The organism is Mucilaginibacter sp. GW821-FHT07G05 (genome assembly GCF_059418565.1).
The window spans coordinates 483,903-499,524 of sequence record NZ_JBWKQC010000003.1 but is presented as its reverse complement, the minus strand read 5'-3'; the positions used below and the strand labels follow the sequence as shown (position 1 = coordinate 499,524).

15 protein-coding genes are annotated in these 15,622 nt (G+C 46.3%); 5 read left to right on the top strand and 10 right to left on the bottom strand.

All coding sequences use genetic code 11. The features are described from left to right. Positions 1-31 precede the first annotated feature (31 nt). Positions 32-643 (top strand): DUF2238 domain-containing protein, encoded by a 612-nt coding sequence (locus tag AC07NA_RS10430; RefSeq protein ID WP_494897514.1) that lies wholly within the window; start codon positions 32-34, stop codon positions 641-643. Positions 644-691: 48 nt separating this feature from the next. Here the strand turns inward: AC07NA_RS10430 and AC07NA_RS10425 are convergent, their stop codons facing one another. Together AC07NA_RS10425 and AC07NA_RS10420 are read right to left on the bottom strand one after the other, a co-directional pair. After that, the gene (locus tag AC07NA_RS10425; protein WP_494897513.1) at positions 692-1,081 is read right to left on the bottom strand and encodes a hypothetical protein; all 390 of its coding nucleotides are present in this window, start codon (positions 1,079-1,081) and stop codon (positions 692-694) included. A 74-nt stretch (positions 1,082-1,155) separates the two neighbouring features. Continuing rightward, positions 1,156-2,307: a sialidase family protein gene (locus AC07NA_RS10420; protein ID WP_494897512.1), complete on the bottom strand. Its 1,152-nt coding sequence runs from the start codon at positions 2,305-2,307 to the stop codon at positions 1,156-1,158. Between the two features lie 191 nt (positions 2,308-2,498). Here AC07NA_RS10420 and AC07NA_RS10415 point away from each other — a divergent pair, with 191 nt between their 5' ends. Then, positions 2,499-3,302: an SDR family oxidoreductase gene (locus tag AC07NA_RS10415; RefSeq protein ID WP_494897511.1), complete on the top strand. Its 804-nt coding sequence runs from the start codon at positions 2,499-2,501 to the stop codon at positions 3,300-3,302. 68 nt (positions 3,303-3,370) lie between these two features. Continuing rightward, on the top strand, positions 3,371-4,282 hold the full coding sequence (locus tag AC07NA_RS10410) for a helix-turn-helix domain-containing protein (RefSeq protein ID WP_494897510.1): 912 nt from the start codon (positions 3,371-3,373) through the stop codon (positions 4,280-4,282). A 16-nt stretch (positions 4,283-4,298) separates the two neighbouring features. On the opposite strand, the gene AC07NA_RS10405 is transcribed toward AC07NA_RS10410, so the two are convergent. Both AC07NA_RS10405 and AC07NA_RS10400 read right to left on the bottom strand, forming a co-directional pair. Continuing rightward, the gene (locus tag AC07NA_RS10405) at positions 4,299-4,847 is read right to left on the bottom strand and encodes a hypothetical protein (RefSeq protein WP_494897509.1); all 549 of its coding nucleotides are present in this window, start codon (positions 4,845-4,847) and stop codon (positions 4,299-4,301) included. Positions 4,848-4,906: 59 nt separating this feature from the next. Further along, complete coding sequence (locus AC07NA_RS10400; RefSeq protein ID WP_494897508.1) at positions 4,907-5,767, bottom strand: chromate resistance protein ChrB domain-containing protein; 861 nt, start codon at positions 5,765-5,767, stop codon at positions 4,907-4,909. Positions 5,768-5,929: 162 nt separating this feature from the next. On the opposite strand from AC07NA_RS10400, the gene AC07NA_RS10395 reads away from it, so the two are divergent. Both AC07NA_RS10395 and AC07NA_RS10390 read left to right on the top strand, forming a co-directional pair. Beyond that, complete coding sequence (locus AC07NA_RS10395) at positions 5,930-6,247, top strand: ArsR/SmtB family transcription factor (RefSeq protein ID WP_494897507.1); 318 nt, start codon at positions 5,930-5,932, stop codon at positions 6,245-6,247. Positions 6,248-6,253: 6 nt separating this feature from the next. Continuing rightward, the gene (locus AC07NA_RS10390; RefSeq protein WP_494897506.1) at positions 6,254-6,742 is read left to right on the top strand and encodes an SRPBCC family protein; all 489 of its coding nucleotides are present in this window, start codon (positions 6,254-6,256) and stop codon (positions 6,740-6,742) included. 6 nt (positions 6,743-6,748) lie between these two features. On the opposite strand, the gene AC07NA_RS10385 is transcribed toward AC07NA_RS10390, so the two are convergent. The 6 genes from AC07NA_RS10385 to AC07NA_RS10360 form a co-directional block, all read right to left on the bottom strand. Continuing rightward, complete coding sequence (locus tag AC07NA_RS10385) at positions 6,749-7,228, bottom strand: DNA-deoxyinosine glycosylase (protein WP_494897505.1); 480 nt, start codon at positions 7,226-7,228, stop codon at positions 6,749-6,751. A gap of 299 nt (positions 7,229-7,527) precedes the next feature. Further along, a complete protein-coding gene (locus AC07NA_RS10380; protein WP_494897504.1) occupies positions 7,528-9,480 on the bottom strand; it encodes a T9SS type B sorting domain-containing protein in 1,953 nt (650 codons plus the stop codon). 187 nt (positions 9,481-9,667) lie between these two features. Next, a complete protein-coding gene (locus AC07NA_RS10375; RefSeq protein WP_494897503.1) occupies positions 9,668-11,023 on the bottom strand; it encodes an NHL repeat-containing protein in 1,356 nt (451 codons plus the stop codon). A 26-nt stretch (positions 11,024-11,049) separates the two neighbouring features. Continuing rightward, entirely contained in the window at positions 11,050-11,844 is a 795-nt protein-coding gene (locus AC07NA_RS10370; RefSeq protein WP_494897502.1) for a DUF4249 domain-containing protein, read from the bottom strand. Then, complete coding sequence (locus AC07NA_RS10365) at positions 11,844-14,669, bottom strand: TonB-dependent receptor domain-containing protein (RefSeq protein WP_494897501.1); 2,826 nt, start codon at positions 14,667-14,669, stop codon at positions 11,844-11,846. Before AC07NA_RS10365 ends, AC07NA_RS10370 begins: the two co-directional genes overlap by 1 nt. Before the next feature lie 106 nt (positions 14,670-14,775). After that, the gene (locus AC07NA_RS10360; protein WP_345209966.1) at positions 14,776-15,486 is read right to left on the bottom strand and encodes a LytR/AlgR family response regulator transcription factor; all 711 of its coding nucleotides are present in this window, start codon (positions 15,484-15,486) and stop codon (positions 14,776-14,778) included. Positions 15,487-15,622 lie beyond the last annotated feature (136 nt).

Here is a 15,622-nt window from a genome sequence, read left to right as displayed (position 1 = left end):
AATAATCCAACTTTAATGCCCATATTGTGGCATGAAGAAGTACTATATCCTTATCATACTTTTCTTTGCAGGGCTCATTGTATCGGGTATAAACCCGCACGATTATTTCACCTGGCTGCTGGAAGTTTTTCCGGCTATTATTGGCTTAGTGGTATTGGCGCTTACCTTTAAACGTTTCCGGTTCACCATGCTCACCTATACCATGATACTGTTACATAGCTATATTTTATTTACCGGCGGGCATTATACCTATGCCGAAGTGCCGCTGTTTGATTGGATAAGAGACGTTTTTCACCAAAGCCGTAATAATTACGATAAAGTAGGCCACTTTACCCAAGGCTTTGTACCTGCCATGATAACGCGTGAGATATTTGTACGCGGCAAGGTGATACAAAGCAAAGCATGGATGGCGTTTTTAACCGTATGCGTGTGTACTACCATTAGTGTACTATATGAGTTTCTGGAATGGGGCGTATCCTTACTATCGGGTCAATCCGGCGATTCATTTTTAGGTACGCAGGGATATGTTTGGGATACCCAGTCGGATATGCTTTACGCCATGATAGGCGCTATATGCATGGTACTATTGTTAAGTAAGGTACAGGATAAGGCAATAGAACGCAGCAAAGAACTCCCTGCCTAAAGGTCACATCCCTTTTTTTGAATTTTTACTTTTTAATTTTGACTTACCTTACGGTAAAGCCGGACTTACCTTTTGTACCGATATCACGCTATCCACTACAAATTCGCTTACGCCGCGCCACGGGAGGGCATGCAGGTATTCTTTGTAGTGTACTTCTATAAAAGCTCCTGCACTACTGTTTAGTACCTGGGCTACTTTGGGGTCGGTAACCGAAAACATAAACTCGTTTGATTGTATAGAACCCTGCACCTGCGAGCGGATGCCACTTTGTATCAGCCTGCCTTCGTAAGTTTTAAAGATGTAGCCTTTATGCACAAAATAATTCATGGTGCCGGCCTTGGTGCCATCGCCAAATACAAAATAATAGCGGTAATAGCCAAAGCCAATTACAAGCAGTATTACTACGATTGAAATAATGGTGAGGGTACGTCTTTTCATGCGGGTTGATTGTTGGTCTAAATATAATAACAATAGGCCATTATTGTTTGAAAATGCACCGTCTCGTTACAGCATTATTTTTTAACCAGTTTACCCTTTATCATCCATACCGCGTTACGGTTGTTGTATGCGTTGGTAGATGTTATGGCGATTACTGTATCATCATTAAGTACGCATAACGAGTTCCACAATCCATGCTTATCATTAGGGACACTGAACGGTGTATCTACCTGCTGAAAGTTCATCGCTTTGCTATCGCCTACGGCTACCTGCATGCAGGCCTGTTCCCAATTATGCCCGCGGCCCTGGGTACTTTGGTAGGCGAGAATGGTTTGTCCGCTATGTAATTGGCGCAAATATGGCGCGCCCGCGTAAACGCTATCGGGCAATGGTACAGCAAGCGCGTAATTACGTTCGGCATCGTTTGCGCCTACGGGTTTCTTCCAGTTTTTCTTAAAGGTGTTGCGGATGATGGATGGCTTGAATTGCCCAACCGCGTTATCTTCTATTGAAAACGCTATCGTTTTTTCACCCTTCAAAATGATGGGTACAGGCATCCCATCCCTATGACCGGACCGAAAGGAAGCTATTTCGGGTTGCTTAGTCCACGTTAAGCCATTATCTGCCGAACGGAATATGGAGATATTTTGTTCGTTTGATTTTCTGTAAACGCCTTCATCCGAAAAGTATAACTGCACCTCGCCCGATGGTAGCTGTATTTGCGCGGGTTCCCAGCAGCCGTTCTCAAACTCGGCACCGGCTTCGTAGATCAGGCGTTCATCCTGCCAGGTTTTACCACCATCGTAACTTTTTTTGGTACGGATGCCAAAGTGTTTGGTAGTATCGGTAACGCCCTTCACCTTATAAGGGCGCGGATTGTATGATGCCAGCAACGAATGGTCTTTTAGCTCCAGTATTTCGGGCACGGCCATGTTAACGCCCTCTACCCTCACGGCGATCACTGCAGGTGCAAGCCATGTTTTACCTAAATCCTTACTGGTACTGCACTCTACCCCGCCCCTGCTTTCGTAAATACAAAGCAGGTCGCCATTGTGCAGTTGTATCATGCGGCCATAATTAGCGCCGGCATTATCAGTTAAAGGAGCAACTTGTTTCAAGGTTGATTGATCCCACACGATGTTGTAAGCCGCCTTTTGTACCTTATTTTGCGCCAGGGTAATACATGGCAAAATGCTAAAAACAAGCCGGATCCATTTACTGTTCATACAGGTAAATATAGACCAATAGCGTGTTGTTACTGCCTTTAAAAGCTTGTAATATTTTGTTTACCGACTAAAGGATTAGAATACCCGGTATTCTAATCACCCACAATTTGGACACAACTAAATACGGTTTGGAAACACCGCGCTACGGCACTTGCCTCATCTTTGTACTGTTAATTTAAAACAACAAGAAAATGCAAAAGACAATATTTATAACAGGAGCATCTACAGGTTTAGGAAAGGCAACCGCCAAATTATTTCAGGCAAAAGGCTGGAATGTTATCGCTACCATGCGCGATCCGGAGAAGGAAACAGAACTGACCCAATTAGCGAACGTTACACTTTTACCGCTCGACGTTACCAACCCCGAACAAATTAAAACTACTGTAGCAAAAGCCATTTCCTTACACACTATTGATGTAGTATTCAACAACGCGGGCTACGGACTTGTTGGCGCATTGGAAGCCCTTAGCGACGAGCAAATTGTAAAACAGATAAACACCAATTTATTAGGCGTTTTGCGTGTTACCAAAGAGTTTATCCCGAACTTCAGGGAAAAGAAAAGCGGTTTATTTATCAGCACCACCTCTATCGGCGGCCTGTTCACATTTCCGCTGAACTCTATTTATCACGCGGCCAAATTCGCTATAGAAGGCTGGTCGGAAGGGATGTCGTTTGAACTGGGTTTGCACAATATCGGTATCAAAACCATTGCGCCGGGTGGTATCGTTACCGATTTTATCAGCAGGTCGCTTGATCAGGGTACACATCCCGCATACCAGGAGTTGCAGGATAAGTTATTCGGGGTAATGGATACGATGATGGAATCGGCCTCCACTGCCGAGTATATAGCCGAAATAGTATACGAAGCCGCTACTGATGGCAAAGACCAGGTGCGCTACGTGGCCGGTGAAGACGCGAATGCTTTATACAAAAGACGCCTGGAAATTGGTACCGAAGAATTCAGGAAAGAGATAAGAACGCAAATAATTGGCTAATAATTAAAACAACGGGCAGGGTAGGTAAACTACTTTGCCTGTTGTAAGTTTGTAAAACAAGTAAGCACATGAAGATCATCAATTCCATAACCGAATTTCATCGTTTGGTATCCTTACCCGAGCCTTTGCACCCGCTGGTAAGTGTAGTGCGTGTTTCGGATATGAACTTTGCTGATAATGATATATGGAATCAGTTTTCGCTCAATTTTTATTGCGTATCACTAAAGAGGGGCATTATGGGGAAAGTGAAATACGGGCAACAGTATTATGATTTTGATAAGGGCCTCATGACCTTTGTTGCGCCCAAACAAGTACAAGCGCTTGATGCACCGCATATTGATGTATTGGGGCCTGATTTCGGGATGGGATATGCCTTGATGTTTCATCCTGATTTTCTGTACAAACACCCGCTTGCCACTACTATAAAAAGCTACGGGTTCTTTTCTTACGCGGTTAACGAGGCGCTGCACCTTTCGGAAAAGGAAGAGAAGAACGTTGCCGAGATCTTTCAGAAAATCGCCGACGAATACCAATACATCGACCGCCATACACAGGATATCATACTTTCACAGATAGACCTGTTATTAAACTACAGCAACCGGTTTTACGAACGGCAATTTATTACCCGCAAAGCGGTGAACCACGATGTGCTCACCAAAATGGAGAATTTATTAGCTGATTATTTCGACAATAAAGAAACATTGAAAAGCGGCCCGCCTACGGTTGAGCTCCTGGCTAATCAGCTCAATCTTTCGCCTCATTACCTGAGCGACTTGTTACGTTCCCTTACCGGCCAAAGCGCCCAGCAGCACATTCAGGACAAACTGATAGATAAAGCCAAAGAATATCTTTCAATAACCAACCTTTCCGTTGCCGAAATTGCCTATCAGCTGGGCTTTGAATATCCGCAGTCGTTCAATAAACTCTTTAAAAAGAAAACGAATAGCTCACCGCTGGAGTTTAGGCAAACGTTTAATTAAAGCGGGTGTAAGAGAGTCAAAAGCTGACACCTAACTGTAACCCGGTGCTTAGTGAAGCAGGAAGATCATTACCAAACCTCACCGGAAATGGTACTGATAGAAACAAACTGGCATCTTTTCCTTTTTTTATCACCTGATTAAATACAGGCGTAAAACCAAAGCGCCCGTTACTTTCAAATGCCATTCTGCCTATAAAAGTAAACCCGTGCTTAAAGCGAAACATAGCCCCGGGGTGGAATAGTATTGTGCTAACCTTTGAGATATTCTTTTCCGTCCGGATGGTTGGCGCCACCTCAAAACTGATCCCGAACCTGTCACTTTTTATAATGTTCATACCAAAGGGGAAGCCAATGTTGTATACGTCGCCAAAGTTGCTGTGAAAGCTCCCCTGCGTTAAAGTGCCAATTGGGTTGAGCACGCTAAAATAGCCGGTAACTCTCGGGTACGATACCGGTTGCTGGCTGTGGGCCACTTTTACAGTAGTGCTAAATAATATAAAGAAAAGCAGATAGCTTTTTAGCCCGCTTAATTTGAGCAGTTTAAAAAATTGTGTGTTTGGGTGCATGGCATATTGCTGTTATGCTGCAATACTACCTAATGCCGGTACTGAAAAATTGTACGGATTTATCTACTTGTATCCTTTTTACTTTTGAGGAGACTTTTTTTGTAGGCGGATGGATTTTGACCGGTTTGCTTTTTAAATATGCGGTTAAAATGGCTTTGATCTGAAAAGCCTGTGAGGTAAGCGATCTCGGTTAATGAATAGTTGGTATTAGTCATAAAGCTGATCGCTTTTTCAATCCTCATCTTACGTATATAGTCGCCAAACGAAAGGTTATCGAAGTATTTTGAGAACTCGCGCGACAGATACGTTGGGTTGATATCCAGCTCATCAGAGGCCTGCTGCAAACTTAAACTCAAGTTAGTGTCCATTTGATCCTGAATCATGTTCTTAAGCTCCTTTGCCCATTCAGGTGCTTTTTTTAACCCGGCTTCTTTAAGGTATTTATAATATACTTCTAACAGCAGTTGCTCTGCCGGCCCCGCCTGCGTATGCTTTAATTTGTACAAATGCGTTGCCCAACTGTACAAACCATCGTAAATAACCATCCCTAATTGCAGCAGTTCTTCATCACTCTTAATGTTATAAGCTAAACCCGAAAATATGGCTTCGAGTCCGGCCGACTGCGCAGCAATTTCATGATGATCGGTATCGGCTCCCCTAACAATGGCGGCAATACGATCAAGTGCGGCATCTTTAAGGCGATGCTTTTTCAGAAAATAATCAAAAGTACACTGATCTGCATAATGGGTATATTCTATATCGGGCAGGTCGAACGGAATGGCGCCCAGTTCGGCAGCCTTTTCCATAACCTTATCAAAAGTTTCAAAAAATATCTCCGCATCCTTATCAATAAATCTTTTTATGAGCCACGGGCAGGCAATACGATCAATTTTAGGGCGATGACGGGTTATCCACTTCATATATTTCACAAAGATATATTGAATTTAGCACTACTTTCATAACCGGCGCCTTATCATACAATACCATTTCTATACAAACCACCATGTTATCTAAAAAAACTTCACAAAAAATTTGCACAACCAAATAGTTGCATTATATTTGAGCAACCAAATGGTTGTATTATGATTGAGAGAAGAGATGTTTTCCAGGCAATTGCCGATCCTACCCGCAGAATGATCATCCAAAAACTATCACAAGGCCCATTAAACATAGGCCAAATAGTTGAGGATTTTGGCATGACCCGGCAAGGCATCGCTAAACATATTAAGGTTTTGAGTGAATGCGGCATGATCTCGATAACTCAAAAAGGCAGGGAGCAGTTTTGCGAAGCCCGGCTAAACCAACTGGATGAGGTGATCGATTGGGTTCAGGCATCGCGCAAGGTGTGGAACCAGCGTTTCGAAAAACTGGATCAATTTCTTAAAGAAACAAAGCAATAAAATATCATGTATTCAAGCAAAAAAGAACTTCTTATCAGCCACCTGTTTGATGCGCCACAGGCAATTGTATTCCGCGCGTGGACAGATGCCGAACAATTAAAACACTGGTATGCCCCCGATGGCTGTACTATTGAATTTAAAGCCATTGATACCACACAGGGTGGCAGTTTCCATTCCTGTATTCACGACCCGGTACATGGCGATTGCTGGATCACCGGCACTTACCTCGAAGTTTTACCGCCTCAAAAATTGGTTTTCACCATGGCGCTTTCTGATGCGAGCGGACAATCTGTTACCTCACTTAAAGCAGGCAAACCCGAAGACTGGCCCGAAGAACTGATCACAACCGTTACCTTCGAGCCCTACGGCAATCAAACCAAGGTAACCATCCATCAAACTGTTTTAGAGGAAGAAGCCAAGAAGACCGGTGCTTATCAAAGCTGGGTCAAAATGTTCAATAAGCTTAACGCGTTATTGAACCCCGAGAAAAACTGATCACTGTTATTGCTGCAATATCACTTTCCATTCATCCAGCTTTTCATCAAACGTTTTCCATGTGTTGGCACCGCTTGGCGAGGGTAGCCTATGGTAGGTGATACCGGTTTGTTTTAAAGCGTGTTTGTTATAAAATTGTTCGGCGGCTGTGCTGGCAAAATAAACGCGTTTTATATTGGGGTATTGCTTGTGAAAGGCTTCAAAATCGTTAGGCACTTCATTTTTGATATTGCTGTCGGCGCTGCCTATGCACTCGCAATTTTGCAGTACATCCCAAAGGGCAATGTGGTTATCTAACAATAGTTTGGTTTTAACGTTATAGTCGGTAGTGAAGGGCCCCTGCAACAGCGCGAACATGATCTTCCAGAAGTGATTGCCCGCATGCCCGTAATATTGTTGTAGCCTGAGCGAACGTTCGCCGGGCATGGTTCCTAATATGAGTATTGTAGATTGCCGATTAACTATCGGTAAAAAGGCTGTTTTCATGTATCGGTATACAAATAACGAAAATAGTGAGATATCATTGTTCGATTATCCCCTTATATTCGGGAGAAAAGAGTGGGAATTTTGCGCTGTACTATTGCCTTGGCGGGTCTGGCTCAACGGCAAAAGCAAACCGTATAGTTAACTCACCCGGTCTACGCTTCGCTGGACCTGCCCTCTCTGCGCGAGCGCAAAGAGGGCATGAACAAACAAGAAATATGCAAAGCCCCTTGTTACGCTTGGGTAGAGAGGCGCGACGAGCGAAGCAATGTCGGGGTGAGTCGATATTGATCAACTGATACCTACCTCACAACCAGCACCCAGCCCGAAAGCTTTTCGCCGGGTTTAACATCTATCACATAATAATAAGTGCCCGCGGGTACGGGTTGCCCCATGTATCTGCCATCCCAGGCTTTGGTGTAGCCGGTGCTGTTAAAAAGCATTTGTCCGTAACGGTTAAATATGCGGGTTTGTGATGTTGGGTAGGTATCCAGCGCGGTAACCGTCCAGGTATCGTTAACGCCATCGCCATTGGGGCTAAATGTATTGGGAACGATCACTTTTTTATAAACGCGCACATTCACGTCGTCGGTAGCAATACCGCAGCCATCGGCAGATATTACGTGCAGGGTATAGGTAATATCGCTTTGCGGATCGGCAACCGGGTTAAGCGCCGTGGTGCTGCTGAGGTAGGTGGCGGGTGTCCAAAACCAGGTGACGTTAGTTCCCGTTGCTTTACCGTTTAGGGTGACGGATTGGCCTTCCATCATTTCAAGGTCGGCCCCGGCCTGCGCGCCTGCCTTTTTCAATACGTTCACGGTTACGGTACCCGTAGCGCTACAGCCCGAACTATTGCTTACCATAACGGTATAGGTGGTATTATCTGTAGGATTAGCAATGGGATTTGCCACCGTAACGTCCGACAAACCCGTTACCGGCGACCATAAATATGATGTACCACCAAACGCACTCAACGGCGTATTATCGCCCTCGCAAATAGTTGCATTGCCGCTTACAACAGCCGCAACCGCGGGGTTTACAAGTACGCTCACCTTTGCAGTTGATTTACAACCGCTGGATGATGTTACCGTAACCTCATAATCGCCGGAGTTAGCGGTAGTAGCCTGCTGTATGGTGGGGTTTTGCAGGGCTGATGTAAAACCGTTAGGCCCTGTCCAATTATAAGTAGTCCCGCTGGATGCGCTTAACGTTAGCGGACTGCCTTCGCAAACCGGTGAACTTACCATGGCTACAGATTCGGGCGCTACCTCAATATTCAGCGTAAGTTCGTTAGATACCACCTGGCAACTTGCCGAACCGATATTGGTAGCCTCGGCACTGGCCAAACGATAGCGGTAGGTTCCGGCTATGGCGGGTTCAAATTTCACCGTGTAGGTTTTAGCTGTAGCACCGGGAATATCGGTATAACCGCTGCCGCTGTTCACCTGCCATTGGTAAGCCGGGTTAATGTAACCGGTAGATACATCGGCGCTTAAAGTATATGTTTGATTGGTATTGGCACATGCCGCCAATGTAGTTACTGCCGCTGTATTGCTGAAACTGGCCTGCATTACCGGGCCGCAAGGCCTGAAGGTAATATCATCCAAACCCAAATCATTAGCCGGGGCGCCGCCATTACTGTTGTTGGTGATCTGTATGGTAATGTCGGCCACATCGTTCGGCATGGTGAAATAAAAACCCTTTTGTACCCAAACCGGACCACCACTTGTGCGCGGCACGGTACCGGTGGCCTGTGTTTTAATAACGCTGCCATCGTTCTTCAATATCGAAAATGTAAGATCAGGCGGACTGATGTCATTACTGCGCAGCAGGTTAACCACCCAGGCCGAAAACTCATAGGTAGTGCCGGGGCATAAGCCGGTGATTTGCGCCTTGTAAAAATAATCTGTTTTGGTAAAGCTGGCATTCACCACCATCATGTAACCGCCGCTGTCGCCGGTATGGTCGGTGGTTGACCACCATACGCTGCCCGAGCCGGCTGTTGTATTTTCAATGGTGTACGAGCCATCGGTAGGGAAATCTGCCGATGAGTAAGTATAACTGGTAAAGGCAGAACCCAAAGCCCCGCTATGTGTTGCCGAGCCCGCGCCGAAATCAATTTTACGCACCGGGTCGCCCAGGCTGCCGGTACACAACTGAGCCATGCCCGCACGCGGTATAAACAGCATAGTGATACTTAAAATAAAGCTGTAAAGCCCATACCATTTAAGCCGCGACGGTGATATCCTGTACATTTTTAAGCGTTAAAAAAGCGCCTGCATAATACAGGCGCTAATATTTATATAACATGCATGCCGATAATTAGGGGAAGATCCGCGGCATGTTTGGTTAAAGATGCCGCGGATATGTTAATGCCGGTAATGTGTATCGTTAAACAAGATAGATGTATCGACGAACAGCCGTACCCGCTTCTCCCCCAAATTAATCCACCCTTATTTTCCGGATTCGCTGGTTGGCATAATCGGCCACGTAAATATTGCCTTCCGCATCGGTAGCTATACCCTGCGGACTGTTGAATGCAGCGGTACTTCCGTCGCCATCGGCAAAACCTGCTACGCCTGCCGTGCCCGCTACTACGCTTAATACCTTATCGGTACCTATCCGCAAAATGCGGCCGCCCGAATCGGCTATGTACAAATTGCCTGTGCCATTAATACTCAAAGCCACCGGGCTGCCTACCAAACCTGTGGCCGATTGACCGCCCGCGTAAGTACTCACCAAAAGGTTAGCATCTATTTTGCGGATAACGTTGTTAAGCGCCTCGGCCACAAAAATATTGCCCTTATTATCAACGGCTATACCTGTTGGCTTATTGAAATAAGCGGCCGTGCCTGTAGCGTTAACATACCCGGCAGTTCTGATACCCGCAAGCGTTGTTACCACACCCTCCGGGGTAATTTTGCGGATGAGGTTGTTACCTGTATCGGCCACGTATAAATTGCCTGCCGCGTCAATTGCAATGCCCGATGGCGTATTAAAATAGGCGTTAACACCTGTACCATCACCATACCCGGCAATGCCGTAGCCTGCAAATGTGCTAACCGTGCCATCAGTAGCTATTTTACGGATGAGGTTATTACCGCGGTCGGTTACATAAATATTGCCTGCCGCGTCGGCAACCGATGCCGAGGCCGCGTAAAACTGGGCCGAAGCCGCATCGCCGTTTACAAAGCCAAGCGTACCTGTACCGGCCAGTGTAGTTACATCGCCCGCCGGGGTAACCTTGCGGATAGCGCTATTGTAGGAATCGGCTACATAAACATTTCCGGCGGCATCGGTGCTTACCCCCATCGGGTAATTAAAATACGCCGCCGAACCCTGTCCGTTAATAAAACCGGCAGTGCCATTACCTGCTAATGTGGTTACCGTGCTGCTTACCGTTGCCGCATCGTTACTCACGCTAAAGCTGATAACAGCACCATAACCCGTGCCTGCGCTATTGGTAGCATAAGCCCGTAAATAATAGGTAGTACCCGTAGTAAGCCCGGTTAGGGTACTGCTGAAATTCATGAGGCTTACCGTTTCAGATGTTTTTGAATCGGCAATGGTAGGCTCCTGGTTGCTGGTGCTGTAGCATACCCCGTAGGCGCTGATGCCATATTCGGTATTGGCGGTTAAAAAGCCACCCGTCCATACATTCTTTGTAGCGCCGTCAATCACCACATCGGTAGTGGTTAACTCGGGGATAACAGTTACGGTGTCGCTTTTATTGCAACCCATTAAACCGGCAGTCATCAATAGTATTACAGTTAATAGTTTTGGAAGATATTTTTTCATGGTGTTGATTTTTATATAAGGGTTCATTATTGGCTTAGTTCCAGCTTAATGGTATCGGCCTGCATGGCGGTAAAAATGCCGTAGCCGTTAGTGATGTTACCGGGCGGATTAGTGAGCTGCTGCGATGATGTATTGGCATTGCTCTCCAGTATATCGGCATATTCTTTATTCACCGTAAATAGTATGGCGCGATAGGTACCTATGTAGTTAAAGGTGCGATAATACATTTCGTAAGCGGCTGTTTGCTTGGCATTGATACTGAAGTTTACCGGGGCATTATTACGTGCACCCACTACCGTGAACGGACTGATCTCGTCATTTTTAAAAGTGAGTATATGGTAAAGCGAGTCGGGGTTGTTCCACCTGAAAACAATAGCTACTGAATCTTCAGAACCCGGCCCGGTTACTGCCCTTGGTATTACCAGTGTAGTTTTTGATGCCGTGTAGCCTGTTGATTTAACCGGCATAGTGGTAGTTGCCGATACCTGTTCGTTATTGTAGGCAAACTGTAAAGTATAAGTCTTACCGGTTTGCAGATAGGCCGCATTGGCGTAGGTATACGTACCGGCAGCGGTTTCCTGTAGCTCAATACGCTCTGTACCGTCCGAAATTTGGGGTTTTAGACCGGTGATGAGCGCTCCGTACGATGCTGTATCGTCAAAGGCCTTTTGCTGGTAAACCTTCATGCTTAAGGGTTGGCCTGCTACCAGGTAGGCTACGATAACGGCACGGTTGCCAATATCTACAGTTGCCTCTTTTTTGCAGGATGTGTAAACTGCAACCACGATGAACAACAGGCTATATATTAATCTTTTGATCATTATTTTATTTTTAGGCTAAGGGTGATGTTTGGCGTAAAGCCGAGGTATTTCACAGTAGTGGTGATCACCTGGTTATTGCGGATGTAGTATTCGTTATACCAGGTATTAACATGGTTGTACACGTTAAAGAAAGAGAAGCCTATACTGCCGCGCTTGCTGCCGTCGGTCTTCAGCAGGTCGTAAGTTGCCGAAAGGTCTAAACGGTGATAGGCGGGCAGGCGTTCCGCGTTCTTTTCGCTTACCGAGAGGTAATTGATCTTGCCGCCATCAAGCGTGGTTAGCGTGTAGGTACCTATAGGCGCGGTGTACGGGTGCCCGGTACTGAAAATAAAGGTGGCGGCAAAACTCCAGCGCTGCCAGTGGTACATGTTGATTGATTTAAACTCGTGGCGGATATCCTGGTTGGCCGCGAAATAATCGGTGCCATAGTTATCAAACTTGTTTTTTGCTTCGGCAAGGGTATAGCTGATCCAGCCGGTGTACATGCCCGCCTTTTTTTGCAGCAAAAACTCTATCCCCTTTGCATAGCCCGATCCATTATAGAAGTTTTCGGTAACAGTAGTGGTCTGCGCGGCGCCAAAACCGCCGCCCATAAATGGCGCTCCACCGCCGCCGCCACCTTGCTGCCTTATGGAGTATTCGGTTAGGCCGTTAAGCTTTTTGTAGTAGCCTTCCACATCAAACAAGTAATCGTTGGTTTCGTAGCTAAAGCCGCCAATAAAATGATCTGCCGTACCTACCGGGATGTTGCTATTATTGGCCAACACCCAAAAGTTCCTGTCGCCCCCGGCCACATCCTCGCGTATTACCCTGTTGGTAAACTGGTAGAACCTGCCGGTTGCTCCCTTTACATTAAACTTGTCGGTAAGTTTATAGGTGAATGATAAGCGTGGTTCGGTATACAGCTTACCCGTTGGCGAAAAATAAGTAGCGCGCACACCTGGCTGTACATGCAGGTTATCAGTGGGGTTGATATCCAGCTCGGTAAAGCCACCCGCGGTGATGCCGGTATTATGCTGATCTATCAGTGTAGTAGTATCGTTTTGGGTGAAGGTATAATCAATAGCCTGGCGCGTAGCGAAGCCGCCGAAAAGTACCTTCATTTTTGAACCCGTTTGCCATTCCCAGTCCGATTTCAGGCTAAAATCTTTCAACCTGTTATTCTCCAGTATCCCGTTGTTGATAGTTGTGGTGGTGCTGCTATCCACAATGGTACCGGTTGTGCCCCGGTTACGATCGCTAAAGAAACCAGAATAACTGGCTACCGTGTTACCAAATAGTTTTCGGCCGGGCGAGGTAGTCCATTTGATACTGGTACCCAGGTTACCGTAATGCGTATCGTCGTTGATATTGAGGCTGCCGCCCGATGAGGTCTGGAACGATGGCAGCGTCATTTCGCGGCTGTTATCCAGCCTGTCGGTACCATTATACAAACTCCAGGTAATGGTATTTGATGATGAAGGCGTGTAAGTATACTTCGCGTTCATATCATAAAAATAAGACGAAGGCGTGGTTTGGTTGGCGAACCCTCCACGGCCGCCCCCCATCCCTCCGCCCAGTCCCCCGGCAGGTCCACCACGGCCCCCGGGGTTTGTATTGGTAGTGGCCGTATTAAACTGGCCAAACAATTTATCGTATAATGGCCCCTGGTATGAGCGCCTAAAGGCCACCAATGCCGACGATTTACTACCTATAGGCGCTTCGGCGTATACGTTGGTACTTAGCAAACTCAAATCGCCGCCTATACTGGTTTCCTTTTTATTGCCATCCTTACCACGAATTTCGGTAACGCTCGACAGGCGACCGCCATATTTGGCCGAATAGCCACCTTTGTACAACTCCACATCGCGCACGGCATTACTGTTGAACGCGCTGAAGAAACCATACAGGTGATCAACCTGGTAAACGGTAAAACCATCAAAGGTTACAAGATTTTGGTCGGGCGTGCCGCCACGTACATAAGCGCCGGATGATGACTCGTTAGTAGCGCTGATGCCGGGCATCAACTGAAAGGCCCGCATAATATCGCGTTCGCCAATGTTGGGCAGCTTATCCAGCATGGCGGGGCTTAATTGCAGCACACTCACCTTTTTACTATCGGTATTTAATACCCCGCTCTTTTTGCCCGCTATGTTTACCTCGTTCAGGGTATTGTTCATGGCCGGGAACAGCGAGAATGATACGCCGCCTTTTACGCTATTGCTATCCAGCCTGAAAATATCCGATTGATAACCCACGTAGGATACCTCTACCACCGATGTATCTGAAGGGATATTAAGTATAGTAAAATTACCGCTGGTATTGGTTTGACTTATCAGGTTTGCTCCGCGAATTTTAACAGTAGCGCCGGGCAGCGATTCGCCGGTATTTTGGTCGGTAATGCGTCCCGTTAGGGCAAACATAAAATGCTTTGGCGGATGTTTGGGTTCGGGTAGCTTTGCCGGTTTAAAGTTGCGGCTTAGCTGTTGCAGCTGGTATTGCCTTTTTAAACGGGGCAGGTCATCGGGCTGCTGTAGTATATAAACGGTGCCGTCGTTCTCTATCCAGTATTGCAGGCGGTTTTCTCGGCAAACCTGCTGTAAAACATTTTTTAACGATTCTACAAAGAAATGCTCGTTCACATCCATGGTGTGCAGCGAGTCGCGCTCAAACACTATGGGGATATTATAGCGGGTGGCCAGCGTATCCATCAGCTGATCGAGCGCGCAGGTAAAAAAATGATCGATAGTGATCGATTTCAGTTTCTCCCGCGTGGTTTGCTGCCCATAGCTAAGGCTGCAAACAAAGGAACATGCCACAAAAACAAAAAGTACTTTTTTCTTCATCAACTTAAGGGGAATGCCCTAAGTTGCATGTAAGCCTACCTGTTATAAAATAAATGAGATAAGCACCCGTAATATGTAGACCAAAACGCTACTTGTGCCGAAGTTTTTAAACGGCTTTGCCGATCATACGGTCAATTACCTCTTTATAATTTTCGCTGTAAGGCACCTCGGCACCCTCCAGTTTAATACGCCCCTTGCGGATAGATTGGATATAACCCAGGTTTACGATGTATGACTTGTGCGTACGGAAAAACTGGTTGGCCGGCAGTTGCTCTTCCAAAGCCTTAATAGTAATGCGCGACAGCAGCGGCTTTGGTTGGTCTTTACGGAACAGCTTCACGTAATCTTTCAAACCTTCTATATAAGTGATCTCATCATGACTTATGCGGATAAGGTTATAGTCGGCATGCACAAACAGGTGGCCGCGTGTTTTACCGGTTTCGGTTACCTGTGTGCGGCTTTGCATATCAAATAAATGCAGGGCTTTGTTGCAGGCTTTTAAAAAGCGTTCCAGCGGTACGGGCTTCAGCAGGTAATCAACCACGTCAAGCTCAAAGCCATCCATGGCAAACTCCTGGTAGGCCGTTATAAAAATGATCATGGGTTTTTGCGACAGGCTTTTCACCAATTGCAGGCCGGTAATGCCCGGCATCTGTATATCGCAAAAAATAAGATCAACCTGTTGCTCGTGCATTACCTGCATGGCCTGCGCTGCCGAGCGGCAACTGGCTACCAATTCAAGGCGGTCAATTTTTTTAATGTTATCTTCCAGTAACTCAAGCGCCAGTGGCTCATCATCAATAATTATACAACGCATATCGGCCTCCAAAAAAAGGGTGTGGTGTTTGCAATCAAAGTAACAGGGTTTGCTTTACATTAACAGGTATTTTAACATTATTTAACGCGTTCGTCGCCACAATGTGCTCACTCGTCGAGTGTTTTGGTTTTTGGCT

Bases quoted from the DNA above. Each gene is read 5' to 3' on its own strand.
- AC07NA_RS10425 (WP_494897513.1), bottom strand. From the start codon at position 1,081: ATGAAAAGACGTACCCTCACCATTATTTCAATCGTAGTAATACTGCTT.
- AC07NA_RS10430 (WP_494897514.1), top strand. From the start codon at position 32: ATGAAGAAGTACTATATCCTTATCATACTTTTCTTTGCAGGGCTCATT.
- AC07NA_RS10385 (WP_494897505.1), bottom strand. From the start codon at position 7,228: ATGAAAACAGCCTTTTTACCGATAGTTAATCGGCAATCTACAATACTC.
- AC07NA_RS10400 (WP_494897508.1), bottom strand. From the start codon at position 5,767: ATGAAGTGGATAACCCGTCATCGCCCTAAAATTGATCGTATTGCCTGC.
- AC07NA_RS10395 (WP_494897507.1), top strand. From the start codon at position 5,930: ATGATTGAGAGAAGAGATGTTTTCCAGGCAATTGCCGATCCTACCCGC.
- AC07NA_RS10365 (WP_494897501.1), bottom strand. From the start codon at position 14,669: ATGAAGAAAAAAGTACTTTTTGTTTTTGTGGCATGTTCCTTTGTTTGC.
- AC07NA_RS10420 (WP_494897512.1), bottom strand. From the start codon at position 2,307: ATGAACAGTAAATGGATCCGGCTTGTTTTTAGCATTTTGCCATGTATT.
- AC07NA_RS10410 (WP_494897510.1), top strand. From the start codon at position 3,371: ATGAAGATCATCAATTCCATAACCGAATTTCATCGTTTGGTATCCTTA.
- AC07NA_RS10370 (WP_494897502.1), bottom strand. From the start codon at position 11,844: ATGATCAAAAGATTAATATATAGCCTGTTGTTCATCGTGGTTGCAGTT.
- AC07NA_RS10390 (WP_494897506.1), top strand. From the start codon at position 6,254: ATGTATTCAAGCAAAAAAGAACTTCTTATCAGCCACCTGTTTGATGCG.
- AC07NA_RS10360 (WP_345209966.1), bottom strand. From the start codon at position 15,486: ATGCGTTGTATAATTATTGATGATGAGCCACTGGCGCTTGAGTTACTG.
- AC07NA_RS10375 (WP_494897503.1), bottom strand. From the start codon at position 11,023: ATGAAAAAATATCTTCCAAAACTATTAACTGTAATACTATTGATGACT.
- AC07NA_RS10415 (WP_494897511.1), top strand. From the start codon at position 2,499: ATGCAAAAGACAATATTTATAACAGGAGCATCTACAGGTTTAGGAAAG.
- AC07NA_RS10380 (WP_494897504.1), bottom strand. From the start codon at position 9,480: ATGTACAGGATATCACCGTCGCGGCTTAAATGGTATGGGCTTTACAGC.
- AC07NA_RS10405 (WP_494897509.1), bottom strand. From the start codon at position 4,847: ATGCACCCAAACACACAATTTTTTAAACTGCTCAAATTAAGCGGGCTA.